At 51.3% G+C, this 24,017-nt stretch carries 28 protein-coding genes; 11 read left to right on the plus strand and 17 right to left on the minus strand.

From position 1 onward, the window contains the following. Nucleotides 1-343 precede the first annotated feature (343 nt). On the minus strand, nt 344-2,422 hold the full coding sequence (dinG, locus tag OMQ46_RS03145) for an ATP-dependent DNA helicase DinG (RefSeq protein ID WP_266235779.1): 2,079 nt from the start codon (nt 2,420-2,422) through the stop codon (nt 344-346). A gap of 2 nt (nt 2,423-2,424) precedes the next feature. Further along, nucleotides 2,425-3,414 carry a 2-hydroxyacid dehydrogenase gene (locus OMQ46_RS03150; protein ID WP_266235781.1) on the minus strand — a complete coding sequence of 330 codons (990 nt, stop codon included), beginning with the start codon at nt 3,412-3,414 and terminating at the stop codon, nt 2,425-2,427. Nucleotides 3,415-3,550: 136 nt separating this feature from the next. Here OMQ46_RS03150 and OMQ46_RS03155 point away from each other — a divergent pair, with 136 nt between their 5' ends. After that, nucleotides 3,551-4,504: a 1-phosphofructokinase family hexose kinase gene (locus OMQ46_RS03155; protein ID WP_266235783.1), complete on the plus strand. Its 954-nt coding sequence runs from the start codon at nt 3,551-3,553 to the stop codon at nt 4,502-4,504. Nucleotides 4,505-4,543: 39 nt separating this feature from the next. On the opposite strand, the gene OMQ46_RS03160 is transcribed toward OMQ46_RS03155, so the two are convergent. The 6 genes from OMQ46_RS03160 to OMQ46_RS03185 form a co-directional block, all read right to left on the minus strand. Next, the gene (locus OMQ46_RS03160; protein WP_266235785.1) at nt 4,544-5,212 is read right to left on the minus strand and encodes a DUF6064 family protein; all 669 of its coding nucleotides are present in this window, start codon (nt 5,210-5,212) and stop codon (nt 4,544-4,546) included. Then, nucleotides 5,209-6,141, minus strand: a complete 933-nt coding sequence (locus OMQ46_RS03165) for an aldo/keto reductase (RefSeq protein ID WP_266235787.1) — start codon at nt 6,139-6,141, stop codon at nt 5,209-5,211. Before OMQ46_RS03165 ends, OMQ46_RS03160 begins: the two co-directional genes overlap by 4 nt. A 197-nt stretch (nt 6,142-6,338) precedes the next feature. Then, the gene (locus OMQ46_RS03170) at nt 6,339-7,055 is read right to left on the minus strand and encodes an ankyrin repeat domain-containing protein (protein WP_266235789.1); all 717 of its coding nucleotides are present in this window, start codon (nt 7,053-7,055) and stop codon (nt 6,339-6,341) included. A 109-nt stretch (nt 7,056-7,164) separates the two neighbouring features. Next, nucleotides 7,165-7,635, minus strand: coding sequence for a hypothetical protein (locus tag OMQ46_RS03175; RefSeq protein WP_266235790.1), 471 nt, complete (start codon nt 7,633-7,635; stop codon nt 7,165-7,167). A 158-nt stretch (nt 7,636-7,793) separates the two neighbouring features. Continuing rightward, nucleotides 7,794-8,321 carry a hypothetical protein gene (locus OMQ46_RS03180; RefSeq protein ID WP_266235792.1) on the minus strand — a complete coding sequence of 176 codons (528 nt, stop codon included), beginning with the start codon at nt 8,319-8,321 and terminating at the stop codon, nt 7,794-7,796. Nucleotides 8,322-8,424: 103 nt separating this feature from the next. Then, nucleotides 8,425-8,895, minus strand: coding sequence for a hypothetical protein (locus tag OMQ46_RS03185; RefSeq protein WP_266235794.1), 471 nt, complete (start codon nt 8,893-8,895; stop codon nt 8,425-8,427). Between the two features lie 54 nt (nt 8,896-8,949). Here OMQ46_RS03185 and OMQ46_RS03190 point away from each other — a divergent pair, with 54 nt between their 5' ends. Continuing rightward, nucleotides 8,950-9,093 (plus strand): hypothetical protein, encoded by a 144-nt coding sequence (locus OMQ46_RS03190; RefSeq protein ID WP_266235796.1) that lies wholly within the window; start codon nt 8,950-8,952, stop codon nt 9,091-9,093. A 191-nt stretch (nt 9,094-9,284) separates the two neighbouring features. Then, nucleotides 9,285-9,749 carry a YqaA family protein gene (locus OMQ46_RS03195; RefSeq protein WP_266235798.1) on the plus strand — a complete coding sequence of 155 codons (465 nt, stop codon included), beginning with the start codon at nt 9,285-9,287 and terminating at the stop codon, nt 9,747-9,749. Nucleotides 9,750-9,825: 76 nt separating this feature from the next. Here the strand turns inward: OMQ46_RS03195 and recJ are convergent, their stop codons facing one another. The 6 genes from recJ to OMQ46_RS03225 are packed head-to-tail and all read right to left on the minus strand — an operon-like array spanning nt 9,826 to nt 15,849. Continuing rightward, the gene (gene recJ, locus OMQ46_RS03200; protein WP_266235799.1) at nt 9,826-11,562 is read right to left on the minus strand and encodes a single-stranded-DNA-specific exonuclease RecJ; all 1,737 of its coding nucleotides are present in this window, start codon (nt 11,560-11,562) and stop codon (nt 9,826-9,828) included. Beyond that, complete coding sequence (locus OMQ46_RS03205) at nt 11,559-12,485, minus strand: hypothetical protein (protein WP_266235800.1); 927 nt, start codon at nt 12,483-12,485, stop codon at nt 11,559-11,561. Before OMQ46_RS03205 ends, recJ begins: the two co-directional genes overlap by 4 nt. Continuing rightward, nucleotides 12,478-13,182 carry a DnaA regulatory inactivator Hda gene (gene hda, locus OMQ46_RS03210; RefSeq protein WP_266235801.1) on the minus strand — a complete coding sequence of 235 codons (705 nt, stop codon included), beginning with the start codon at nt 13,180-13,182 and terminating at the stop codon, nt 12,478-12,480. Before hda ends, OMQ46_RS03205 begins: the two co-directional genes overlap by 8 nt. 14 nt (nt 13,183-13,196) lie before the next feature. Next, nucleotides 13,197-14,267: an AI-2E family transporter gene (locus OMQ46_RS03215; RefSeq protein ID WP_266235802.1), complete on the minus strand. Its 1,071-nt coding sequence runs from the start codon at nt 14,265-14,267 to the stop codon at nt 13,197-13,199. After that, nucleotides 14,240-14,797, minus strand: coding sequence for a CDP-alcohol phosphatidyltransferase family protein (locus tag OMQ46_RS03220; RefSeq protein WP_266235804.1), 558 nt, complete (start codon nt 14,795-14,797; stop codon nt 14,240-14,242). The genes OMQ46_RS03215 and OMQ46_RS03220 overlap by 28 nt, the downstream gene beginning before the upstream one ends. Further along, nucleotides 14,794-15,849 (minus strand): DUF2066 domain-containing protein, encoded by a 1,056-nt coding sequence (locus OMQ46_RS03225; protein WP_266235806.1) that lies wholly within the window; start codon nt 15,847-15,849, stop codon nt 14,794-14,796. The genes OMQ46_RS03220 and OMQ46_RS03225 overlap by 4 nt, the downstream gene beginning before the upstream one ends. Nucleotides 15,850-15,956: 107 nt before the next feature. Here OMQ46_RS03225 and purM point away from each other — a divergent pair, with 107 nt between their 5' ends. The 4 genes from purM to OMQ46_RS03245 are packed head-to-tail and all read left to right on the plus strand — an operon-like array spanning nt 15,957 to nt 18,969. Then, nucleotides 15,957-17,012 (plus strand): phosphoribosylformylglycinamidine cyclo-ligase, encoded by a 1,056-nt coding sequence (gene purM / locus OMQ46_RS03230; protein ID WP_266235807.1) that lies wholly within the window; start codon nt 15,957-15,959, stop codon nt 17,010-17,012. Beyond that, nucleotides 17,013-17,606: a phosphoribosylglycinamide formyltransferase gene (gene purN / locus OMQ46_RS03235; protein WP_266235808.1), complete on the plus strand. Its 594-nt coding sequence runs from the start codon at nt 17,013-17,015 to the stop codon at nt 17,604-17,606. Nucleotides 17,607-17,608: 2 nt separating this feature from the next. Then, nucleotides 17,609-18,367 carry a DUF3108 domain-containing protein gene (locus OMQ46_RS03240; RefSeq protein ID WP_266235810.1) on the plus strand — a complete coding sequence of 253 codons (759 nt, stop codon included), beginning with the start codon at nt 17,609-17,611 and terminating at the stop codon, nt 18,365-18,367. After that, nucleotides 18,364-18,969, plus strand: coding sequence for an NUDIX domain-containing protein (locus OMQ46_RS03245; protein ID WP_266235811.1), 606 nt, complete (start codon nt 18,364-18,366; stop codon nt 18,967-18,969). The genes OMQ46_RS03240 and OMQ46_RS03245 overlap by 4 nt, the downstream gene beginning before the upstream one ends. On the opposite strand, the gene OMQ46_RS03250 is transcribed toward OMQ46_RS03245, so the two are convergent. The 3 genes from OMQ46_RS03250 to OMQ46_RS03260 all read right to left on the minus strand — a co-directional run bounded on the left by OMQ46_RS03250 (nt 18,970) and on the right by OMQ46_RS03260 (nt 20,902). After that, nucleotides 18,970-19,398: a PGPGW domain-containing protein gene (locus OMQ46_RS03250; RefSeq protein ID WP_266235813.1), complete on the minus strand. Its 429-nt coding sequence runs from the start codon at nt 19,396-19,398 to the stop codon at nt 18,970-18,972. A gap of 32 nt (nt 19,399-19,430) precedes the next feature. Further along, nucleotides 19,431-20,336 (minus strand): D-hexose-6-phosphate mutarotase, encoded by a 906-nt coding sequence (locus OMQ46_RS03255; protein WP_266235815.1) that lies wholly within the window; start codon nt 20,334-20,336, stop codon nt 19,431-19,433. Between the two features lie 83 nt (nt 20,337-20,419). Next, nucleotides 20,420-20,902, minus strand: coding sequence for an FKBP-type peptidyl-prolyl cis-trans isomerase (locus OMQ46_RS03260; protein ID WP_266235817.1), 483 nt, complete (start codon nt 20,900-20,902; stop codon nt 20,420-20,422). A 340-nt stretch (nt 20,903-21,242) separates the two neighbouring features. Here OMQ46_RS03260 and OMQ46_RS03265 point away from each other — a divergent pair, with 340 nt between their 5' ends. The 4 genes from OMQ46_RS03265 to hflD are packed head-to-tail and all read left to right on the plus strand — an operon-like array spanning nt 21,243 to nt 23,977. Then, nucleotides 21,243-21,941 carry a pseudouridine synthase gene (locus tag OMQ46_RS03265; protein ID WP_266235819.1) on the plus strand — a complete coding sequence of 233 codons (699 nt, stop codon included), beginning with the start codon at nt 21,243-21,245 and terminating at the stop codon, nt 21,939-21,941. Next, on the plus strand, nt 21,862-22,242 hold the full coding sequence (locus tag OMQ46_RS03270; protein ID WP_266235940.1) for an NUDIX hydrolase: 381 nt from the start codon (nt 21,862-21,864) through the stop codon (nt 22,240-22,242). Before OMQ46_RS03265 ends, OMQ46_RS03270 begins: the two co-directional genes overlap by 80 nt. A 2-nt stretch (nt 22,243-22,244) precedes the next feature. Beyond that, nucleotides 22,245-23,348: a tRNA 2-thiouridine(34) synthase MnmA gene (gene mnmA, locus OMQ46_RS03275; RefSeq protein ID WP_266235821.1), complete on the plus strand. Its 1,104-nt coding sequence runs from the start codon at nt 22,245-22,247 to the stop codon at nt 23,346-23,348. Continuing rightward, nucleotides 23,345-23,977: a high frequency lysogenization protein HflD gene (hflD, locus tag OMQ46_RS03280; protein WP_266235823.1), complete on the plus strand. Its 633-nt coding sequence runs from the start codon at nt 23,345-23,347 to the stop codon at nt 23,975-23,977. Before mnmA ends, hflD begins: the two co-directional genes overlap by 4 nt. Nucleotides 23,978-24,017 lie beyond the last annotated feature (40 nt).

Raw genomic sequence — 24,017 nt, forward strand, 5'->3', positions numbered from 1 at the left:
GCAGAAGGGTCTCATCCCAACACTAGAAAAGATGCCTCCACTACGGTCGTCATGACAGCTATGGAATCGTTTTCATTCCCCCTGTCATCCTGAGCGGAAGCCCAGGGATCTCATCCCAGCCTTGGAAGAGATGCCTCCACTACGGTCGGCATGACAGCTATGGAACCGTTTTCATTCCCCCTGTCATCCTGAGCGTGAGCCGAAGGATCTCATCCCAACCCTAGAAAAAATACCTCAAGAACGGACGCCATAACAGGTTTGCTGGATACCGCCGTTCAGATCACTATGACAATCTTGTGTAGTCACTACTCTCTGTGAAGTCTGTGTCTGTGTTTTAACAACATCAGCGGACAAGACGATAATCCGGCAAATGCGCAAGCAGTTGCTTACCGTAACCTTTCGTTAACAAACGCCGATCCAGAATCGTAATGCGGCCGCTATCCGTCTCTTTGCGTAGCAAACGCCCACAGGCCTGAATCAGTTTTACGCTGACTGCCGGCAGAGACAAGGCTGTAAATGGCTGACCGCCACGGCGAATGATCCATTCCTGCTTGGCTTGCTCTATAGGCCGGGTAAAGACAGGAAACGGCAGCTTGGTGATAATCACATGCGTGCACAGATTACCCGGCAGATCCACGCCCTCGGCAAAGCGATCCATGCCGAAAATAATGCTACCGTGACCCGCTTCCACTTGGCGAATATGGCGCTGCACCATGTTTTTCGGTGACAGCGTATCCCCCTGAATCAATACCAGCCGGCTGATCTCAGCAGGCAACTGCCGATACACCGCTTCCATCACCTCACGGGAAGTAAACAGCACCAAGGTCGCTTCAGAGGTATCAATCACCTCTTTCAACCTGGTGACTACCTCCCGACGCCACTGTTGTTGCTGTTCATTAGGCAGGTATTGCATCGCCGGCAGATTCAGGGTGGCCTGATCGTTGTATTTGAATGGCGACGGCACCGCCAGAAAATGCTGCTCATCAAACCGGTGCAGACCACAGTCCATTCGGAAACGATGAAACAACCCCATTCCCCGCAAAGTCGCTGAAGTCAGCACAACACCGAATGCCCGTGTCCACAGACTGCGATCCAGAAAATAGGCCGCTGTCATGGGCCCGGCATGAATCACCAGGGTTTGTTGTTTGGCAAACTGGTCCACAGATAGCCAGCGGACATTGGGTGGCCGGTCTTCCTGATCAGGCTCCAGAAACAGTGCCATAAAATCAATCAGGTAACCGAAAATGTTCTGCACAGTACCGACCTGCGGTAGCAGCGCTTCACCGACTTTGTTGGAGAGCTGGGTTTTCTCCAGTCCTTCTTTAATCCATTTAGCCAGTACCGAATAATGCTTATAGATGTTGTTTGCTCTTTGCAGCAGATTCTGACAAGGGATCAACAGGGCATTGACCAGCGGACTGTTCCAGAAAATACGCGGTTCGCTAATTCGTTTTTCCAATAAATCATGGACCAGTCCGTCACTTTGCAGGATGGTTTCCATCTGTTGTAGATGGCTGATCACAGCAGGTAAATCGCGTCGTAATTCACTGAGCATATAACCGAAATCATGCTGACGAAATGCCAGCGCTGATGGAATTTTCTTCAAAACACTGTCAGCGGTTTCGGTGGTCTGATACAGCTGCATAAAATTGAGTGCTTTCGCCGCATGGTCGAGTGCTTTGCGCGGCAGGTTATGTGCTTCGTCGAAGACAAACAGCACCTCTTCCGGGTTGGGTAACACTAGCCCCCCCCCCAGATCGGCATCACTCAATATCAGATCATGGTTTGCCACCACCACCTGGGCACTGACCATCTCACGGCGTAATTTGTAATAGGGGCAGCGAAGATAAAACGAGCAGCTCTTACCGGCACAGCCCTCGGAATCAGTGGATATCTGGTTCCATAAATCCGCGCTGACCTTATCCCGCCGGCTGTCGCGATCACCATCCCAACGTTCCTGGTCCCACTCACTCAACATCTGCTTCGCTGCCGCCATATGCAGCGCCTGCTGGTATTTGGCGTCGATATCAATATCCAGCGTTTGTTGCTCGGGTGCGGTTGCCAGTTGGCTGAGTTTACTGGGACAAAGATAACGCCGCCGTCCTTTCACCTGAACAAAGCGAATCGGTTGCGCCAGGGCTGCGGAGAACTGGGGCAAATCTTTCTGGATCAACTGTTGTTGAAGATTGACCGTGGCGGTGCTTATCACCAGTGTTTTTTTGTTATTGATGGCCGACTCAATCGTGCCACTGAGATAGGCCAGTGTTTTGCCAACACCGGTGGGGGCTTCTACCACAGCAATACGCTGTTGCGGTGGTCTCGCCATTTGCATGGCGATAAAATCACTCATCTGCTGTTGCTGTGGCCGCGGTTTGAAGTCAGGGATCGCCGCCTGCAAACGACCGAAGATCGATTCTGACAAGTTCAGCCTCCGACCTGATAAGTCAGCGGCTCATCACGGAGGTATTCGAGAATGTTGCTGACCGTGGTCTCTGCAATGTGCTGCAGCGCTTCTTTGGTGAAATAAGCCTGGTGGCCGGTGACGATGACATTAGGCAAGGTGATGAGACGCTGAATCACATCATCCTGAATAATATCCAGCGAATGATCCTCAAAAAACAAACTACCTTCCTGCTCATAAACATCGATTCCCAGGTAGGCAATGTGATGGGCTTTCAGACCGTCCAGCACGGCCTGAGTATCCATTAATGCACCGCGGCTGGTGTTGATCAGCATCATGCCCTGCTTTAGACGGGCGACGCTGTCACGGTTAATGATATGCCGTGTGTGTTCATTCAACGGACAATGCAGGCTAATGATATCGCTGGTCTCAAACAGCATCTCAAGTGTTGCGGTCTCATAACCCCGTTGACGGCAGTTGTCTTCGTTAAAGGGATCGTAAATCAGTATCCGGCAACCAAATGCCCGCATCCGCTCGGCGACCAGCATGCCAATTTTGCCGCCCCCTATAATGCCAAGCGTTTTACCGTAAAAATCAAAACCCAGCAGCCCATCCAGTGAAAAGTTGCCATCGCGGACACGATTATAGGCGCGCGGTAGTTTCCGGCTCAGCGCCAGCATCAGAGCAATGGTATGTTCTGCCACCGCATAGGGAGAATAAGCGGGCACATTAACAACACGAATGCCGAGTTCTTTCGCCGCCGTCAAATCCACCTGATTGAATCCGGCACAACGCAAGGCAATCAATCGGGTGCCCCCTTCCGCCATTAGCGTCAGGGTTTCTCGCCCTAAATCGTCATTGACAAAGGCGCTGACGATTTCGGCGCCCTGTGCCATTACGGCCGTCGACGGCTTGAGCTCCAGTTCAAAACACTGAAACGCCAGTTCAGCGGTAGCTGCCCGGGCTAGAAATGTCTGGTCATAGGGTTTGGCACTGAAAACAGCTATCTGCACGATGTAGCCTGATCGGTTGGTGATGATTTAAGCCCCTATTGTCCTAATCTGACCCAGGCAATTCAATCTTTATCCGGTGCAAATTGTCTGGAAATTTCTTACACTGCTAATAAGCGTCGACAGGAAGCACGGCATTATGGCGATAACACCTCACCGCCCCATTAGCACCTTATGCCTGAATCCGGCACTGGATGTGACTTATCATGTCAACAGGCTGATTCCTGATGAGAAGTCCCGTGCAGACTCCGCGCGTTACGATCCGGGTGGTAACGGCATCAACATTGGCCGGGCCCTGACCCGCCTTGATATTGAATCTCACACTATCTGCGTCATCGCCGGCGCTGTCGGCCAAATTTTCAGAACCCTGCTATATGAGCAGTTGCCTCATGTCGTCTATGAAGAAGTCAGCGGTGAAACCCGTATCAATACCACCATTATTGAAACAGGCACGCACAATCAATTTCAGATAACCAGTAGTGGCACTGATATCCCTGAGCCGGATATCAAGCGGATCGCTGATGATTTTATTGAAGTTACCGGTGATGGCTACGGCATTATCACCGGTTCCTGTCAGCCCAATGTCTCGCTCTCCCTTTATGCCGAGTTGGTAGAGCGAATTAACCGCCAGGGCGGCCGTGCTGTGGTTGATGTGCATGGCGAAATGCTGAAACGGGCTATTGCTGCCAAACCGTTCATGATTAAGCCCAATAAGTACGAACTGGAAATGATGCTGGATGAGTCCTTACCGACGCCGGAAGCCGTCGCCCACAGTGCCCGCTTGATCCAGCAGGGTGGCGTGGCCTATGTCTGCGTCTCACTCAGTCATGAAGGCGCCCTACTGGTGACACCGGAAAACAGCTACTTCGCCAAAGCGCTGGACGTGACGGTTAACACCACTGTTGGGGCGGGTGACTCAATGGTTGCGGGTCTGGTTGCAGGTTTCAGCCTGCATGACACGCCGGAAAAGATTCTGACTCTGGGACTGGCCTGCGGTGCCGGCACAGTCATGCATCCCGGCACCGAATTATTTGACGGGAGCGATATCGACTGCCTGAGCAAACAGGTTGTCATTACCAAGCTCGATATCTAGCAGACAGCTCAACCGTATTCAGCTCATTATTATTGCTGTTCAAACTACTCTGCGCTCAACGCTTCTCCAGACCAGACCAATCAGTGCCAGCCCCACTGTGACAAAAAGCATGATTGCTGTCGGTATATCCAGAGCCCACAAAGTCAGGCCTGAGTATGATAACCAGAGGATAGGGATCAGTGTCATAAGCCACGAGCGCCAGCCTCTGAACAGGACCAGGGCCAGCCCCAGTGTGGTGACTGAGGTTGGGTCAGGAAAAACGCCGAAAACCTCAGCCTGCCACCAATTGCCAGTCATTAAAAGACCGGCAACGGGCAGGCCTATCAGGCCAGAAAGCGCTATTATGCTAGCAAGAAAAGTAACAACAGCATTGCCAGGGCTGCTATTGAATCCAGGGCTGAGAAAAGCCGTCAACAACAATCCGGCCTGGATAAAAAACGCATAGGCCATATAGCGGCCAGCCCAGTTAAGTTCGGCGTACAACTGTATAAAAAAGGCCACCGCAACAAATGCCCATAGTGGTGCCATCAGCAGGCTTACGATCCGTGCACGTTGATGCAGCGCCAGCCAGACACTGACCATCCCCAGTATCATTGTCAGCAACTGTAACGGCCAGTAAGACTCGCTCATGCGTTCCAGTAAGCGGAAATAGATATCAGCGGTAAAAGGAATAAAATCCTGCAGCGAATAGCTCAAGCCGGTGCTCATAGCGACTCAATATATTTCACCATCTTCTGCCGGGTGTTAGCTGAGGGCATCGCCCCCATGCCGGCCCGCATATTTTCACGCAGATGCGCGACTTGCGTGGTCGCTGGAATGGCACAAGTCAAAGCTGGGTGACTCACGATAAACTTCAACAGAAAATCGGCCCAGCTTGTGCAAGCAAATTCTTCGACCGCCCACTCAGGCAAGGGCTCATTACGGCGTTTCAAGCCTTTAATCAGGCTACCGCCATCATAAGGCCGGTTGGCAATGACAGCGATCCCCCGCTCCTGAGCCAGCGGCAGCAGCCGCTTTTCCACTTCACGATGCCTGATGTTATAAGTCAGCTGTGCAAAATCAATCTCCTCAGACGCCATGATTTGCTCAAACTCGCTGTGGCGGCGTCCATGCGAAGTGGTAATACCAATATGTCTAATGAGGCCTGCTTGTTTCATTTCCCGTAGCGCCGCGAGGTGCTCGCGCCAGTCTGTGAGGTTATGCACCTGCACAAGGTCAAATTGCTCGAGATTCCAGCGGTCGAGCAAGTTAGCAACCTGCTCACGGGCACTGCCACCGGCCGGACTCCAGACCTTTTCCGCAGAAAACAGGCTGTCGGGTACGCCCAGCTGTTCTAAAGCATAGCCCATCACATCGGGCGCTGAACCATACATCGGCGAGGAATCAATCAGCCCGCCATTCAGTTCAAAAAACGCTTTGACCACCTCGGTTCGGACATCCAGCAACTTCGGATCGCTACCCACATTGAAAGTTTGCCAGGTGCCGAGGCCAATAACCGGTAGTGTTTTGTTATCAGAATAAGGTTTGCGTAGTAGTTTCTCGCTTGCAGCGAAGCTTGATATAGGTGGCAGGAGCGTCACAATCAGACCGGTGCCGAGCATTTTGAGACTGTGCCTGCGGGTGAAGCGGTTTTTCATAGGCCACGCTCCTTGAGGTATTTTCAGAACACTGCACCGGGGATGCTGAAGATTTCATCAAACCATAGCAGCACTCTGCGTTGACTGACAAACCTCTGCACTCATCTAATCCGGCTCGTAGCTCGTAGGTTGGGCTAAGGCACGAAGCTCAATAATATCAGGATGTTGGGCTTGATAAATCAGCCCAAGCTACCACGCTAATACATCACCCTGCCGTAAATCATACCTTCAATTTCTGCTTCAGTTGCCGGATGTTTTGCTAGATGCCGTTTTAAGCGACCACTGGCAGGAAACTCTGCCCCCTTTTCCCTTAAAATATCGATAGCCTTCTCCTTGTAGGGTTGCATTTCCGCATTTGCCATAGCACCCTCAACATAAGCGGCCAGCGTCTGGAGATCACCATCAAAACCTTGCTCCAAAAAAAAGACTGTTAAATCAAATCGGCCAGGAGTTAGACACATAGATGCCGCAGTCTCTCCGAACCGGTTGCTCCATGTCATATCAGCACCGTTATCCAATAAAATCTGGATATTCTCCAACCGCCCCTGACCTGAAGCCACCATCAGCATAGACTCATCACGTCTACCTATTTGGTTGACATCGCCGCCATAACGAATAAGAAGCTTCAAAAATTCTGGCTTGTTCCCGCCTGAGGCCAGCCACATGGCTGATACTTCTCGCTCAGGATCTTGATAGTTGGGATCGGCGCCGTTTTTTAACATAAATTCGATGGCGGTCAGATCATTGGCATGCTCTTCAGAGATTAGCCAGAACAGTGGTGTGATACCCTCCTTGCCTACGGCATTAATATCTACGCCGGCCTTGAGCAGCTTATCCGCCCGCTGGTAGTCATTATCGATGACAGCATCAACAAACCGACTCACCTCAGGGCTAAATACCTCATTCAACGTCATGCCACCTATCCCATCAGCTTTACATCCGGTTATAGTGATGAGTGCGAAAGCCAGGCAATACCTGAAAAAAAATTCTAGCGTAGTTCTCTTTGAAGCGATGTTAAGTCGCTTACGAAGATGACTTCTGTTCATTTTTTATTCTTCTAGTCCGGAGCAGCTTAACAAGTGCGTAACCGATAAATGGAATGATCGCTACATAAAGAGCAAAGATGTTTGCACGCTCTTTTTCCTCATCGAACAACACTAGCTCTCTACCTCCTATTTTAAGCTGCATTAGAGTCGATGCTATAAAATACCCCTCAAAATACAATCCTTTCGGAGAAGGTATATTTTTATACAGGTAATCACACGTTTTATGCGGAAAGTAAAAGTCAAGGTTATGACTATTATCGAGATTCACCATGATTCGATATTCTTCAGTTTTACCTTTGTCCGTAAGATAACATTTCAAACTTAGTATCTTTCCTTGATAAAGGTTTAGCCGCTGAACCTCGGAAGGCTTATCCGTTTTAACCCATAAAAGAGAATAAACACCAAGTAAGTAGAACCCTGAAATTAAGATGATAATTATCGACTTCAACTTATGCTCAGTAATTTATTTCAATTGTAAGAATGTTGTCATTATCGGAAATAGCCTGTTTGGACTCCAGCGAAGAAGATATAGTTAGTCTTGTATTTCCTCGAACTACTATATGTATATAGAGCCAAGGATGCATCCAGTTGGAACTGTGGTGTAAATTATCGGTACTTCAGTCTTCTAATTACCATCACAAATAGAATTGAAAAGATTGGAGTCAGAGATAGAAAAAGAGCAAACCCTCGCTGACTTTCTTTTTGCTCTTGAAAATTAATCCACTCCTGCCCATCAAAACTGACAAACAATGGAGCAGTTCCCAAGAAATAACCTTCGAATACAAGCTCGGGATACATCTCTCCACGAATTTCAGTTGTGAGTGGTCGTTTACCACCACTATTTTCTCCTAAGAGCATTTCCTCAAGTTGTTGATAGAAATCTTTACAGTTCTTTCGGGCTACCCCCCGATCAAGAAAACTTAGTTCCTGCCCATATTCTAATTTTATATAAACCCTATCATTAGTTACTCCAAATTTTTTCTTGTATGTCGAACACTCTATTCTAGAAATTGAACCAGAATAGTGTTGGACACCTTCTACTTCTGAGACGGCATTAGCATCTGTCCAAAAGAGGGAATAAACCCAGTATTGATATAAGAAAATTAGCAATAAAGCGACACACCACTTAAACATCCAGTCTCCTGAATTCCGATAACTTCAATATTATCCGCTCTTACATAACCGGCTATCTATCCGTAATATTAATTGCGTTATTGTATTTCATTTCATATTCATACTAGACTTTGCCTTTATTAATTTCTTTTCGGTAAATCATGTACTTACGCGCACATATCACTGCAAAAGGAAATATTAATATCCACAAAGCCAGTATATTCGCACTTCTCTTTTCTTCATCAAAATTTACTATTTCCACCCCTCCTATTTCTAACTGCATAACTTTAGCAGCTATAAAATGCCCCACAAACTGCTTTTTTAGTGGTTCTTGTACTTTTTCATAGAAATCATCGCATTGCTTATCAGGTAGTCGAAAATTTAAGTATTCTTCCGTGGACAGAAGTGTGTTCAATCGTGTCTCTCTAGCTCCTCTGGACTTATCAATATCAACACACTCAAAAGCTAATATTTTTCCTTCATAACGATGAAGTCTCTGAATGTCTTCGACAGAATCAACCTTTACCCAAAAAACAATATAAACAGCAATCAGATAAACAATTCCTAGTGACAACAAAAAAATCCGTTTGTACATTACCTCGATCTCCTTAATAGTACTCTTGTCATCGTGTTTAATTTGGAGGCCATCATGGGGGTAAACCTGAATAGCCACCGATTTGCTAGACACCTCTCAGCCATTAAAATGGCACTCAGAGAGGTGCAAATGAGCGACAAACGTTATCCCGAAGAATTAAAAATCGAAGTCGTTCGTCAGATCACTGATCGCGGCTAATCAGAGCCGGTAGCACCATTTATGGAAAAGCTTATACTTATTGCTCCCACCATGGCTATTCATAAGGAAATGTCATCTTTCAAAAATTCAAGCAGGCCTGCGAAAAGCTGATTTATTCTCGTCACCTTCTTGTGGGCGTGGGATTTATTTCCTTTCTCGAGTCACTCATCCTGCCCATCCCTCTTGAGGCCATGTTGATCCCGCTACTGCAGAGTCGTCGCGATCGATTATGGGCAATTTGCCTGTCAGCACTTCTGGGTTGTCTGCTCGGTGCTTCTCTGGGGTATTTCTTCGGTTATTATCTTTTCGAGCAGATAGGTGACCAGTTGGTAAGTTGGCTTGCATCACCTTCGGAATTCGATAGCATCCGCGCCGATATCCATGAACAAGGCTTCTGGTTCGTATTGAGTGTTGGTATCACCCCTGTGCCATTTCAGATCGCGATGCTGGCAGCTGGCGCCACGGGCTATGCCTTCTCGTTGTACATTGTGGCCACGTCACTTGCTCGGGCTGCCCGTTATTTCGGATTGGGCTTACTTGTCTGGCTGCTGGGCAATCAAGCACAAAAGTGGTTTCAGCAATACAANACGCNGACAGCCACGATATCTTTCCTGCTTGTTGCCCTTGTCTGGGTGGGGGCCAGTTATTTTTATTGAAACAAGCATGTTTCAATGAGAACACATTTACCCTTCATCCGGGTTTATACTAACTGACCTTTTCTCTTGCTGATTATCAATCTGGCTGCAATAAATCATCCACCAGAAACTGCACCGATTTAGTCGCCCGAAATTCGTTCACGGCCAGCCGGTAACGAATCAGGACTTGTGTGCCCCGCTCCAGCCAGTCGGGCTTGCCTTGCCTGAAGGCCATGGCGGTGATTTGCCGGTTATCGGGCAGGCTTAAACTAAGACGTAAATGGTCCTGTTCCTGCCCCACCAGACGCCAGTCAGCGACTTCAAACAAACCATGGAAGCGGGGTTCTTCAAAACCCTGCCCCCACGGGGCGGCGTTGGGTAATTGCTCAGCCAGAGTGAGATTGATTTCACCGTGATGCAGTTCACCATCGGAATGCAGGTGTTGCTGGTAAACCGCCGGTTCGACCATTTCTGTGAGCACGGTTTCAAAGGCATGGGCAAAGGTTTGGAAATCATCCTGTTTCAGCGTTAACCCGGCTGCCATGGCATGGCCGCCAAAGCGTTGCAGCATGTCCGGGTGACGGGTAGCGATACGGGCTAATACATCACGAATATGTACGCCGGCAATCGAGCGCGCTGAGCCTTTGATTTCACCTTCATTACCCGGTGCGAAGGCAATCACCGGCCGGTGCAGTTTTTCCTTGATCCGTGAAGCCAGTAAACCAATCACGCCCTGATGCCATTCTGAGTCAAACAGACAAAAACCGGGGGCAGTGTTATCGGCGTCCAGTGACAGTTTTTCGAGCATGCTTAGCGCATCCTGCTGCATCTGCTGTTCGACACTGCGCCTGTCCTGGTTTATCTGGTCCAGTTGTGCGGCTGCAGAAAGCGCCTGCTGCCAGTCATCAGAGAGCAGCAGGTTAATGCCCAGGCCCATATCATCCATCCGCCCCGCCGCATTGAGCCTGGGCGCGATGCTGAAGGCTAAATCCGGACTGGCCAACTTGACGGCCTCACGGCCGGCTACCTGAGCCAAAGCCAGGATACCGGCACAGGCACGCCGCTGGCGCATCCGTTTCAGGCCCACATCCACTAAAGTCCGGTTAAGCTGATCCAGCGGCACCACATCGGCCACCGTGCCCAGCGCCACCAGATCCAGCCAGTCGCTGACATTGGGTTGTTTTATCCCCTGCTGTTCAAACCCGCTCTGCTCACGTAAAGCTTGTCTCAGCCCCAGCAGCAGATAAAAGCAGACGCCAACGCCGGCCAGGTTTTTCGAGGGAAAATTATCACCGGGCTGATTGGGATTAATAATGGCATCGGCTTGCGGCAGGGTTTCACCGGCCAGATGATGATCCGTGACCAATACCTTAATACCACGCGCCCGGGCGGCATCCACCCCCGCCACTGCGGCAATACCGTTATCAACCGTGAGCAATAAGTCCGGCTGGCTGTCAGTGGGGATTTCATCGAGCAGTTCTGGCGTCAGCCCGTAACCGTGAACAAAGCGGTTGGGGACAATAAAGTCGATATTTTTCAGTCCCATGGCTTTGAGCCCACGAATGGCCAGTGCACAACTGGTGGCACCATCGCTGTCAAAGTCGGCGACGACGGTGACTTTCCATTGCTGTTCTATCGCTTCAAGCAGCAAAGCTACGGCCTGCTCCATACCCAGCATCTGCTCGGGCCGGGGCAAATCAGTCAATTCAAAAAACAGGTTTTCGGCCTTTTGTATACCTCTGGCGGCCAGCACCCGGCGCAGGCAGTCCGGCCAGTGCTCCGGCAGGTTCTCCCAGCCGCTACTATCGCGTTGTTTGATGTCGACCTGTTTCATTTCCACACTTGCCAGCTTTTCATTGGTGTCAACCGGTAACGGCCCCACTCCGGTATGATGATATCCAGCTCTTTAAGCTGGCCGCGACGAAGTGCCTGAAAGGCTGGTACAAGCCAGTTATCAAGCAAATCATCCAGTTGCTGCTGCCAGTCCTGCTCGATTTCAAACTTGATCATATGAAGTGCCTGTTTGCCTGCCATCTCTTGATAGGCTGACACCACAGCGTGAAAAACCGAGTGACTCTCTTTGGCCAGTTTCGCCAGCACCTTGTCATCACCGGATACATGCGGCCATGATTGTAGCGTCGGCAAGCTGCCCTGCCCCCAGAACCAGAGACTATTGATGGGTACTTTGCCAGCCTGTTCGCGGGCCAGATTTTCCTGACAATCAAACAGCAGCATCTGGATTTCATTCCACAGTCTTATCCAGTCGCTTGCCTGTAAACCTTGTGGCAGCTTATCACTCACAGGCAGACCATTAAGGCCTTCTTTGGGCGTAAAGTCCACCTCGGGCAAGCTGTGCAGTTCCAGTAACCACTCCTCGGCACTGATCACGTTAAGGTGGCCCTGGTACGCATCCAGCAAAGGCTGAATACGGCAGGCGAATGCATGCGCTTCTTCAAGCGTGATATCCAGATCACGATAAAACAGCAGCAATTGATCCCGATCCGGGTGCAGGTAACAGGGATCAGCACAGAGTGAATTGACGCTGCCCCCGCGCAGCTGCGCTACCGGCAAACCGGCCGCTTGATTAGATTCGGAAAATAAAGCCAGTAAATGCAGATAATAAGCGCGACTATCGGGCTGAAAACGGGCTTTATTAAGTATTTTGTGCAGTGCGTCAGGCCATAAGGCCCGATTCAGTTCATTGGCAAATACAGCGGCAGCATCAGGCAGAATCAGGCTGAGATGGCTTTTAGCCATTGCCCAGCACCTGCCTTACAAAAGGAATAGTCAAACGACGCTTGGCCTGCAGTGAGGCTTTATCGAGCTGCTGCAATACCGTCATCAGTGCCGGCATATCACGGCCATAATGGCGAAGCAGATATTGCGCGACCTCGTCACTCATGCTCAGCCCGCGCGACTGCGCCTGCAATATCAAAGCCTGCTGCTTTTGTTCATCACTCATGCTGGTGAGCTGATACACTAGACCGGTGGCTAGTCTTGAACGTAAATCAGGCAGTTCAATTCGGGTGTTGGCCGGATTATTTTCAGTGGCCACCAGTAAATGACCTTTGGCATCGTGCAGCCGGTTAAAGCAGTGGAATAAAGCCACTTCCCACTCCCGGTTTCCGGCAATCGCTTCCAGATCATCCAGACAGAGCAAGTCAGCCTGTTCCAGGGATTCCAGCACCCCAGGCTGAGCAGTTTGAGTCAACTCAGCCAGTGACAAGTAGATCACACGGTAGCCCAATTGCTGAACGCGCTCAGCACAAGCAATCAACAAGTGGGTCTTACCGGTGCCACCCTCGCCACAGAGATAGAGAAAATCAAGACTGTCGAGATCACAAAACGCCTTGAGCGCCTGCTCGGTTTCGGGTTTGGCGAACAGAAAGTTATCCAGGCGATAAATTTCCTGTGGCGTCAGGCGCAGCGTTAACTGAGTTTGGGCGACCGTCATGATAATCAGAAAAATCAGGAATAAAGGTGGCTGCTGACGTAGCGCTGATGCGCATGACGCAGGAGCACCATGACTACCGCGGCCACCGGTAACGCCAGCAAAACACCGGTAAAGCCAAATAACTTACCGCCGGCCAATACCGCAAAGATGACCGCGACCGGATGCAGACCGATACGTTCGCCGACAAAATGCGGGGTCAAGAGCATGCCTTCTATTGATTGAGCAACAGTGAACACAATCACCACATAAAACACCGGTAACCACTCGCCGAATTGGAAAAAGGCCGCCAGGCCCGCCAGCGCGATACCGACAATCAAACCAAGGTATGGGACAAAGCTGACCAGTCCAGCAATCACGCCCAGCAACAGTGCCAGTTCCAGACCAATAAGACTCAGGCCAACGGTGTAAATAATCGCCAGTGCCAGCATCACCATCAACTGCCCTCGGATAAAGCCTGCCAGCATGTCATCACATTCCAGTGACATTTCGATGAATTTACCCGATATTCGACGGGGTAACAGCTCACGAAAACGCGCTACGAGCACATCCCAGTCACGTAACAAATAAAACGTCAGCACCGGGATCAACACCAGGTTCCCGACCCATTGCAGCAGTGCCATGCCGGACTGGGTGACATAACTGAACACACCACCGGCAACATTGCCCATCTCAGACCAGTAGTTGTTGAGTGCCTGTTTCAGCGTTTGCAGATTAAACACATCGCTGGGCAGTCCCGCACCGATAAGCAACGGCTCCAGCGCTTTTTGTGCCATGTTGAGATAACCCGGCAAATTGGTAAACAGCTTGGTCACCTGACCACTGAGCATCGGCAACAGCACCAGCAACAGGATAATCATGGCGATAAACAGCACAGCAAACACGACAGTCACGGCAACGGTGCGTGACAGTTTCCAGTTTTCCAGTCTATCGACCAGCGGATCACCAAGATAAGCCAGCAGAGCGGCAATAAAAAATGGCATCAGCACCGGCGATAGCTGGAACAGCAACCAGCCGCCCGCAATCAGACTGACCAGTAAAATCAGTTTATTGGTGTCACTCATCGTTTTTGTTTGATCTGCCGCCATGCTCTTGTTCCCCATACCAGAACATATTCCGTGCCGCTGTTAATGACACTGGCAACAACCAGCCAGATGCCAATCGTGACAACCTTGTCCAGACCCGGCAGCCACGGTTGCTGGATCATCACCAGCAGGACCAGTGCTATCTGCAATGTGGTATTAATTTTACTGCTCCACAACGGGCTGAGATCGAATTGTCCGAGATAGTAATGATAAGCAAGCCCACCGCTGATTATGATGACATCGCGGGCCAGCACCAGCCAGAGCAACCACACTGGCAGTAGTCCCAGCCAGGTTAATGTCGCAAAGCTGGCGACCAGCAGGAGTTTGTCGGCAATCGGATCCAGAATCGAACCCAGCCGGGATTCCCAGTGAAAATGCTTGGCCAGAAAGCCATCCAGCCCGTCGGAAATCCCCGCCACGGCGAACAACAGCAGGGCTAACAGGAACTGCTCTGATGCCAGTGCCCACACGACGGGCGCAACCAGCAGAATGCGAAGCATGGAAATCAGATTGGGAATATCTTTCAGACTCAAGGTGTTAACCGATAAAGTTTGGCATCGTTGCTGTTAGATTGCGGTTCTTCGACTAATAAACTGCCAACACTGAGCGTTCTTTGCAACACTTCCAGACTGCCCCTGAAGGCGATATCCAGGTCCAGTTGCTGGGCACCCAGATTAATAACACGGATATCGCTGATCAGTTCAAGCTGTTCCAGATAGGTCATCAGGCGTGTGAAATCAGCGTAACTCAGCACGTCTTTTATTTGCAGGGTCAGTCTCTGAGCTTCACCGCCGTTATCCACGCGTTGCCCGTATTGCAGCGCCAGTTTATCAGCCAGATGGCCAACCCCGGCAGCAAATGCCTCCTGCACGTCCCCCTGCGACTGCCAGGTGTCATTCAGGCCAGCGCCGTTAGCAGACCATGACACCTGAGCCTCATCATCATTCAATTTCACCACTGCAGTCATCACAATGTCGGCACCGTATCGATCAGAGGCACTGTCAATCGCAGCCTGATTACTTTGTTTGAGATCGCTTATCGTCAGCGCGCGCTGATCCTGCAAATCCATCAATGGCATCAGGATGGGCAAACCACGCTGATCGGCGGCCTGACTCAATGGACGAAATACGACCATGGGCGCCGTTTCCAGTCCCAGAATGCTGGATTCACCGCTGGCCTCAATGACAGCCCAGATTAAAATATCAGGCCGGTTACTGCCCCAGATGGGCAGCTCAAGCGCTGTTAAAGCCCGATTCACTGCAGCGGGGTCAAATCGTAACGTGAGGGAAAGTTGATCGGGCTGGGTTAAATCTGCCGCCGCAATATTGGTGCGGCGGTATTCATATTGCTGCATGTACTGTTCTGCTTCAGAGAGAACCGGCGCCAGCGCTGCAGTTTCCAGCAGGGCTTTATTACCCACCACTTTGAGCATCACCTGTTGCAGTAGCTGGGGCATCAATGCTGCCCTTTCCTGCGCATCGCGGGAACTGACCGGCGATGAAGCCTGGTAAAGATTATCCACCTCGGCGGCATGGCTGCCACAGGTCAGACTGAGTAAAATTAGGGTAATAAATAGTCGATGCATTGTGGTATTCTAACACGCTGTTTTCAACGTGTGACGACCTATCAACCGGTCCGTCAGGATCGAACTTTTAAGCGTCAACAATCCATATTTATTTTCAGGAACAAACCATGACCGATCGCGCGGATTCTTCTCGCACTTCTCTCAGTTACCGTGATGCCGGTGTCGATATCGAAGCCGGTAATGCACTGGTAGATCGCATCAAGCCCCATGCTGCCAAAACCCGCCGTCCGGGCGTTATGGCAGGACTGGGTGGTTTCGGCAGTCTGTTTGAATTGCCTCTGGACCGCTACAAGCAGCCAGTACTGGTCTCCGGCACCGACGGTGTCGGTACTAAGCTGCGTCTTGCTATCGAATCCGGTATTCACAATACCATCGGTATCGATCTGGTGGCCATGTGTGCCAACGACATCGCCGTACTGGGTGCCGAACCCCTGTTCTTCCTGGACTACTATGCCACCGGCAAGCTCGATGTTGATGTTGCTGAATCTGTGGTGTCGGGTATTGCCGAAGGCTGCCTGCAGGCCGGCGCCGCCCTGGTCGGTGGTGAAACGGCAGAAATGCCCAGCATGTATGAAGACGGTGACTACGATCTGGCCGGTTTCTGTGTCGGTGTCGTGGAAAAAGACAACGTCATTGATGGCAGCAAAGTGGCTGCAGGCGACAAACTCATCGGCCTCGCCTCCTCAGGTCCTCACTCCAATGGTTACTCGCTGATTCGCAAGATCCTGGAACGCAGTGGTCAAGCCCTGGATGACGAGTTTGATGGCGGCACGCTCGGCGAAAAACTGCTGGCACCCACCCGGATCTACGTCAAGTCTTTACTTGAACTCAATAACAAAATCAGCATACATGCCCTCTCCCACATTACGGGCGGCGGGCTGCTGGAAAATATTCCCCGCGTATTGCCGGCGGACAAAAAAGCCGTGATTGCCGCCGACAGCTGGCAGCGACCCGCGGTGTTTGACTGGCTCCAGCAACAGGGTAATGTCGAAGACAGTGAAATGTACCGAACTTTCAATAACGGTATCGGCATGGTCGTTGTCGTCTCGGCTGAACAGGCAGACACGGCCCTCAGCCTGCTGCATGGTCTCGGTGAGGAAGCGAGCCTGATTGGTCAGATTGAGGATCGCAGCACCGATGAAGATAGCGTGGTCATCGATTAAATGAATGATTCACGTCGCTCAGCCCGGCTGGTGATTCTGATTTCCGGCCGTGGCAGTAATATGCGCTCAATTGTCGAAGCCGCGCAGCAAGGTCAGCTGGCTGTCGATATCGCCGCCGTTATCAGTAACCGTCCGGGGGCTGCCGGTCTGGAATTTGCTCAACAGGCCGGTATCGACACGCAGGTCATTGATCACAAGCAGTTCGCCAGCCGCGAGGTATTTGATACCGCCATGGCAGAAGCCATTGATGTTTATCAGCCTGACTATGTCATTCTGGCCGGTTTCATGCGTATTCTGACCGCGGACTTCGTTGCGCATTATGCCGGTCGGCTGATTAACATCCACCCGTCTCTGCTGCCCAAGTTCAAGGGACTGCACACGCACGAACGCGCCATCGAAGCGGGTGAGAGTGAGCATGGCGCCAGTGTGCATTTTGTCACAGCAGAACTGGATGATGGTCCGGTAATATTACAAGCCAAAGTCCCGGTATTGCCGGGGGATGATGCCGACACCCTGGCAGCAAGAGTCCTGGAGCAGGAACATCTGCTCTATCCGGCTGCCATACAGAAGCTGGTCTCGCAACAAACGGAATAATTATGCTCAGAATGTTCAGCTATGTCCTGCTTTTTTGCCTCAGCAATCTTGCTGTGGCCGAGGATATTCCTGACTTTTCCGCTAACTACCTGGTTAAGCTCAACGGCATTCAGGCCGGTGAACTCAAGCGCACGCTCGAGACTCAGGACAACGGTTTACGCAAATTCAATTCCGTGTCCCAGGCCAAAGGCGTATTTTCATTCTTCAAGCCCGATGTCATAGAAGAAACCAGCGTCTGGAAACTGGTTGACGGCCGCGTAGCACCTCAGCGCTACCGTTATCAACGCACCGGCGGTAAGAAAGACAAGTTTTTACAGATGCAATTTAACTGGCTAGATAACAAAGTCAGCATCGACGACCGTGAGCACCCCTGGCAACTGGATATTGAGACCGGCGTACTGGATAAACTGGTTTATCAAATCAGTCTGATGCGCGACCTGAGCCAGGGTATCGAACAGGTCGACTACCGCATTGCCGACGGCGGACACCTCAAGACCTATGAAATCAAAGTGCTGGGAAAAGAGACCATCACCACACCCATGGGTCAGATTGAAACCATCAGACTGACCCGTCACCGGGAAAAACCCAGCGACAGGGAAACCACGCTGTGGTGCGCTCCGGCACTCAATTATCTGCCGGTCAAACTGGAGCATGTCGAGGATGATGCTGTCTTCACTGCGCTACTGCGTCGCCTGCAGGGAATAGATAGCAAACAGGCCTTCACCCCCATGCAATCAGCTAAAGCCATCAACCCATCATGAGCGAGAAACGTTTCCGCATACTGAAAGAGGAGATGCCTTTTAAGGGCTTCTTTAACGTCAAGAAATACACCCTTGAGCACACACTCTATGAGGGCGGCTGGAGTCAGCCGGTTGAGCGTGAAGTCTTCCATCGCGGTAATTGTGTCGGCATCCTGCTCTATGATCCACAGCGCGATGAAGTCGTTATTATCGAACAGTTCCGCGCGGGTGCGGTACTCAAAGCGGAACAGGAACAAGCCTGGCTGCTGGAAATTGTCGCCGGTGCCATGGAAGCGGGTGAGATGGCTGAAGCGGTTGCACGGCGGGAGTCACTGGAGGAAGCCGGCTGCGAAGTCCATGAAATCATCAAAATCCGTGAGTTTTTCACTTCCCCCGGTGGCACCTCTGAATATCTGACCTTATTCTGTGGCCGTGTCGATGCCAGTGAAGTCGGAGGTATTCATGGCCTTGATCATGAGGATGAGGATATAGCCGTCCGCAGTGTTTCCTTTGATGAAGCCTGGCAGCTTCTGGAAAACGGTCGGATTGAATCAGCCATCCCCATCATTGCATTACAGTGGCTGGCACTGAACCGGGAAGCGCTGCGCCAGCGCTGGTGCTGACTAGTCAAATTCCAGCGGTGCCCGACCTGCCCGCCGTCTAAGCCACGCCACACCCCGATAGACAGATGGCCGCTGAATCAACCAGCGTTCAAACGTGTATTTACCGGGGAAGTTAAGCAATAACACCCCTATCAACAGCGTTAACAACCCCTGCCCGGGCAAGACCAGCATCGCCAGCCCCATAAGCACAAAAATCAAACCGAAGACATTCTTCACGACCATCACAGCCCAGCGAATCACAATGTGCTGCTCCGCCCAGGGTGAGCGCTGGCGTTTGTTTCGCGCGAAATAATCTACCGGAATTCTGACCACCAGAAAAGGGATCAAGAACAAGCTACCGACAAACATGGCAAAGGATAGCAACCCCAGTATCAGTAACAGGGTTTCGTTTCCCCAGATGCTATCAAACAAATTCTGAAACACACTCATTAAGGCGACATCAGCCAATGGATAGGCAGTATTCAGTTATCGGGATTGATGCGGTAACTCACCTGCATATGATGCACCGCCCCCGGTGCCACTATGATGCTGTTAGCAATGGCATTGGCAGTTTCCACGCAGATGAACTGTTCGTAGTCCTCTGCAGACATATCATTGAGCTGCGCGGCCTTGTCCCAGGGATTCCAGACCACGAAGTTGTCCGCGCCCTGGTGTTCAATTTCAATACGACGCTTCAGGCTGGGGTCTACAATTTCTACCCGGCTTGGTGCATTGAGGTAAACCCGATCGGTTTCGCCTTTAGCGGTGATGTCACCGGTTTGCTTCTGGCGAGCAAAGCCAAGCGTTTTATCCAGGTAGTCAACACCATCCAAACCACTGACCCGGGTTTGCTTGACGTCACCAACCCGGAAATAGCTATGCAGGGCTTTAGAGACACTGAAAGGGATATCCCCCTTGTTTTCAGTGGTGAGCGAAATATTCAGCTGGTCGCCGATATGAATTTTTTTGCGCAGACGAAATTCGCTTGGCCACCATTGTTTACTGGTGGCGGTGGATTCCAGGCCCAGGGTAATTTCAACATTGTCATCATGCAGCTGACTATCGAGCACATCCCAGAACAGATTACGGGCAAAGCCATGGGCCTGACGACCAAGGTCACCCGGGTCATCGCCGAACCACGGCCAGCATAGTGGCACGCCACCGCGAATCGCTTTACCCTGCTCATAAATCGCTTTTTTGCTTAGATAAAACAGATCATGGTCGGCACGGGCCGGTTTAAATGACAGCAACTGGCCGCCGTAGAGTGCCACACGGGCCTGTGCTCGGGCCGTTGATACCTGGATCAGAGGCATGCCAGACGGGCCCTCGATAAAACTGACCTTATCTTCACGCCCGAAAATGCGATTAAGTGTGTTTAGATCCTGCATGTGTCAATGTCCAGACAAAAAAGACGGGCTGTTTGCCCGTCTTTCCATAGACATGGCTGACTGAAAATCAGTCAAGCCACCCCTTAGTGCTGGTGACCACCCTCACCGTGAACGTGACCGTGTTCCAGTTCTTCTTCACTGGCTTCACGCACTTCACGAATGGTCACATCAAAATTCAGATGCACGCCGGCCAGTGGGTGGTTACCGTCAACGGTGACGCTTTCCTCTTTGACATCCACGACGGTTACCAGAACCGGCCCCTGTTCGGTTTCGGACTGGAACTGCATGCCAACCTCGACGTTATCGACACCACTGAACAATTCACGTGGCACGTCCTGTTTCAGTTGTTCGTGACGCTCACCGTAGGCTTTAGCCGGTTCGATACTGGCCTGCACTTCATCGCCGGCTTCTTTACCCAGCAGTGCGTCTTCAAGACCGGGAATAATATTGCCGGCACCGTGCAGGTATGCCAGCGGGCCTGCGCCTTCAGAGCTGTCGATGACGCTACCGTCGTTATCTTTCAAAGTGTAATCGATAACAACGACTGTATTCTCTGCAACTTTCATTGATTGTCCTCTACTTGGATGTGTTGGATTTCAGCTGCAGCTTACTCACTACAACCTAAGGGCATTGACGCCAGTGGCCTCAGCCATATCACAGCGGCGCTGTGAGTCTAAGTCAGCGTCAGAAACAGCAACTACTGATCAGCGGGCTCTGGTGTCCCGGAAGATGCAATAGTCTGTGTACAGATGCTCTAATAATGACCGATTTGTCATTGTTTTACCAGCCGCTACCGGGACAACGATGCCCACATCGGTATGACTGTTATACTCAAACGCCACAACAAAACCTGTTGTCACGCTGAAAGGCGGGCATTCTAACATCAATACCAGACAAGCACATAATATGAGCAGACTGCTTTTATTTAACAAGCCTTTTGACGTCCTGACCCAGTTCACTGACAACGAGGGTCGACAGACACTCAAAGATTACATTGATGTCGCCGGCGTCTATCCCGCCGGTCGTCTGGATCGCGACAGCGAAGGACTGCTTCTGCTCACTGATGACGGCGTACTGCAACAACTGATTGCCAACCCCCGTTTCAAACTGGCAAAAACTTACTGGGTTCAGGTCGAAGCGATTCCCGATGCAACAGCATTACAGCAGTTGCGGGAAGGTATCATGCTGAAAGATGGGCAGACGCTGCCCGCAGAAGTTGAACTGATTGATGCCCCTGACATCTGGCCGCGTCAACCACCGATCAGAGAGCGAAAACACATCCCGACCCAATGGCTGGCACTGACCATCCGAGAAGGCCGCAATCGACAGGTCCGGCGCATGACCGCCGCGGTCGGCCACCCGACATTGAGGCTGATACGTTCAGCAATCGGTCCCTGGCAGATAGGGGAACTGCAACCGGGACAATGGCGAGCCCTTGATGAAAGAGACGTGATAAAATGGCGTGATGATTTGGAAACCAAGAACCACCGTCGCCGCCGTCGTCGAGCGCAACAACCAGTTCCTACTGGTCGAAGAAGAAATCAACGGCAAAATGACACTCAATCAACCCGCCGGTCATCTCGAGCCAGACGAAAGCCTGATTGACGCCGTCATTCGTGAAACCCAGGAAGAAACCGCCTGGCAGTTTGAACCCGAATCACTGGTCGGTATCTATCGTTGGGTGCATCCGGTCAAAAAAGACACCTATATCCGCTATTGTTTTTCCGGCCGGGTGACACAACATGATCCGGAACAGCCGCTTGATGGTGATATTCATCGCGCGCTCTGGTTGTCACTGGATGATATCAGGGCCAGACAGGCGCAGCACCGCAGCCCGCTGGTTTTGCAATGCTTTGAAGATTATCTGGCGGGTCATCGCTATTCATTGAGTTTATTACGTAACTGACTATGGCAGAAAAGAAAAAAGTAGTCGTCGGCCTCTCCGGCGGGGTCGATTCTTCCGTCGCAGCGCTGCTGCTCAAACAGCAACATGACAAAGTCGAAGGCCTGTTTATGAAAAACTGGGTCGACTTTGCCGATGAAAGTGAGTGCACGATTGAGGAAGACCGCAAGGATGCGATGTCCGTCGCCGACACCGTCGGTATTGACTTTCATGAAGCCAATTTCGCGATGGAATACTGGGACTATGTGTTCAAACATTTTCTCGATGAATACCGTGCCGGCCGCACGCCGAACCCGGATATTCTGTGCAACCGGGAAATCAAATTCAAAGCCTTTCTCGATCATGCGATGGAACTGGGCGGGGTGCTGATTGCGACCGGTCACTATGCGCGCGTTCAGGAACGCGACGGCAAATTCCACTTGCTCAAAGGTAAAGACAATAAGAAAGACCAGAGCTATTTTCTCTACACGCTGGGGCAGGAACAGTTGTCACGCACCCTCTTCCCCCTGGGCGAACTACCTAAAACTGAAGTCAGGGAAATCGCCGAAAAAGCCGGCTTTATCAACCACGACAAAAAAGACAGCACCGGTATCTGCTTCATCGGTGAACGCCAGTTCCGCGAGTTCCTCAGTCGTTATATCCCTGCCCAGCCCGGCGAGATGCGCACCCCAGAGGGTGAATATATCGGTGAACATGCCGGCCTGATGTATTACACACTGGGCCAGCGTCAGGGCCTCGGCATTGGTGGTCGCAAGAACAGCACCGGCGAGCCCTGGTTTGTAGCTGGTAAAGATATGGATAGCCGAACGCTCTATGTCGTCCAGGGCGATCATCCCTGGCTATGGAGTCAGAGCCTGAAAGCAGAACAATTATCCTGGGTGATGGGTGAAGCCCCTGCCTTTCCCTGCCGCGCTGCCGCCAAAACCCGCTATCGCCAGCCCGATCAGCCCTGCACCATTAGCCAGGATGAAAACGGCCTGATTCATGTCGAATTTGATGATAAACAGCGCGCGGTGACGCCGGGTCAGTCCGTGGTGTTCTATCAGGGTGATGACTGCCTGGGTGGCGGGATTATTGTTTCCACCGATGCGCCCGGGGTGCATCCATGAGTATCTCTGAACGCCAACGTGACCGAACCATCGCGCTTGCCGCTGTCGTGCAGTCAGCGATGCTGGTGCAGCATATTGCCGAGAGTGGTCAGGCCAGTGCCACCGATATCGAAACCCTGTTACAGAGCCTGCTGGTTGAAGAAGCCCCGACTACCGAGGCCGTGTTCGGTGGTATTGGCAGTCTTCGCCCGGGTCTGCGTGAGCTGAATCAGCAGCTTTCGAAAAAGAAACAACAAAAAGATGTCGTATTGCTGCGTTATGTCATCAGTCTGTTGCATCTGGAACGCCAACTGGCCAAAAACCCTAAAATGATGGACACCATCGGCCTGGAACTGGAACAGGTGCCTCAGCAGATTGAATATTTCGGAGAGATTATGGCACCGCAGGTCATCGCCCGTTTTGCTGATATTTATCACCGAACCTTAAGCCAGGTGAAACCCCAGATCCAGGTTTATGGCGATCCCAATTACCTGCAGCAACCGGATAACGTCAATAAAGTCCGGGCTCTGCTGCTCAGTGGTATCCGCGCCGCAGTTTTATGGCGCCAGAAAGGCGGTCGCCGCTGGCAGTTTCTGTTCCAGAGTAGCAAGATCCTGGAAGCGGCTCAGGAGCTTTACGCCGCCTGCTGAATTAAACGCTATTGCCAACGACTGATCGAAACTGAGCGTG

Source organism: Methylophaga sp. OBS1 (assembly GCF_026319365.1).

What these genes read in the sequence shown, in the direction of transcription:
- recJ (WP_266235799.1), bottom strand. Translation starts at nt 11,562, where the DNA reads ATGAAACAGGTCGACATCAAACAACGCGATAGTAGCGGCTGGGAGAAC.
- purN (WP_266235808.1), top strand. Translation starts at nt 17,013, where the DNA reads ATGAATGATTCACGTCGCTCAGCCCGGCTGGTGATTCTGATTTCCGGC.
- hda (WP_266235801.1), bottom strand. Translation starts at nt 13,182, where the DNA reads ATGACGGTCGCCCAAACTCAGTTAACGCTGCGCCTGACGCCACAGGAA.
- OMQ46_RS03250 (WP_266235813.1), bottom strand. Translation starts at nt 19,398, where the DNA reads ATGAGTGTGTTTCAGAATTTGTTTGATAGCATCTGGGGAAACGAAACC.
- mnmA (WP_266235821.1), top strand. Translation starts at nt 22,245, where the DNA reads ATGGCAGAAAAGAAAAAAGTAGTCGTCGGCCTCTCCGGCGGGGTCGAT.
- OMQ46_RS03160 (WP_266235785.1), bottom strand. Translation starts at nt 5,212, where the DNA reads ATGAGCACCGGCTTGAGCTATTCGCTGCAGGATTTTATTCCTTTTACC.
- OMQ46_RS03255 (WP_266235815.1), bottom strand. Translation starts at nt 20,336, where the DNA reads ATGCAGGATCTAAACACACTTAATCGCATTTTCGGGCGTGAAGATAAG.
- OMQ46_RS03245 (WP_266235811.1), top strand. Translation starts at nt 18,364, where the DNA reads ATGAGCGAGAAACGTTTCCGCATACTGAAAGAGGAGATGCCTTTTAAG.
- OMQ46_RS03260 (WP_266235817.1), bottom strand. Translation starts at nt 20,902, where the DNA reads ATGAAAGTTGCAGAGAATACAGTCGTTGTTATCGATTACACTTTGAAA.
- OMQ46_RS03180 (WP_266235792.1), bottom strand. Translation starts at nt 8,321, where the DNA reads ATGTTTAAGTGGTGTGTCGCTTTATTGCTAATTTTCTTATATCAATAC.
- hflD (WP_266235823.1), top strand. Translation starts at nt 23,345, where the DNA reads ATGAGTATCTCTGAACGCCAACGTGACCGAACCATCGCGCTTGCCGCT.
- OMQ46_RS03190 (WP_266235796.1), top strand. Translation starts at nt 8,950, where the DNA reads ATGGGGGTAAACCTGAATAGCCACCGATTTGCTAGACACCTCTCAGCC.
- OMQ46_RS03225 (WP_266235806.1), bottom strand. Translation starts at nt 15,849, where the DNA reads ATGCATCGACTATTTATTACCCTAATTTTACTCAGTCTGACCTGTGGC.
- OMQ46_RS03165 (WP_266235787.1), bottom strand. Translation starts at nt 6,141, where the DNA reads ATGAAAAACCGCTTCACCCGCAGGCACAGTCTCAAAATGCTCGGCACC.
- OMQ46_RS03265 (WP_266235819.1), top strand. Translation starts at nt 21,243, where the DNA reads ATGAGCAGACTGCTTTTATTTAACAAGCCTTTTGACGTCCTGACCCAG.
- OMQ46_RS03155 (WP_266235783.1), top strand. Translation starts at nt 3,551, where the DNA reads ATGGCGATAACACCTCACCGCCCCATTAGCACCTTATGCCTGAATCCG.
- OMQ46_RS03215 (WP_266235802.1), bottom strand. Translation starts at nt 14,267, where the DNA reads ATGGCGGCAGATCAAACAAAAACGATGAGTGACACCAATAAACTGATT.
- purM (WP_266235807.1), top strand. Translation starts at nt 15,957, where the DNA reads ATGACCGATCGCGCGGATTCTTCTCGCACTTCTCTCAGTTACCGTGAT.
- OMQ46_RS03170 (WP_266235789.1), bottom strand. Translation starts at nt 7,055, where the DNA reads ATGACGTTGAATGAGGTATTTAGCCCTGAGGTGAGTCGGTTTGTTGAT.
- OMQ46_RS03240 (WP_266235810.1), top strand. Translation starts at nt 17,609, where the DNA reads ATGCTCAGAATGTTCAGCTATGTCCTGCTTTTTTGCCTCAGCAATCTT.
- OMQ46_RS03185 (WP_266235794.1), bottom strand. Translation starts at nt 8,895, where the DNA reads ATGTACAAACGGATTTTTTTGTTGTCACTAGGAATTGTTTATCTGATT.
- OMQ46_RS03205 (WP_266235800.1), bottom strand. Translation starts at nt 12,485, where the DNA reads ATGGCTAAAAGCCATCTCAGCCTGATTCTGCCTGATGCTGCCGCTGTA.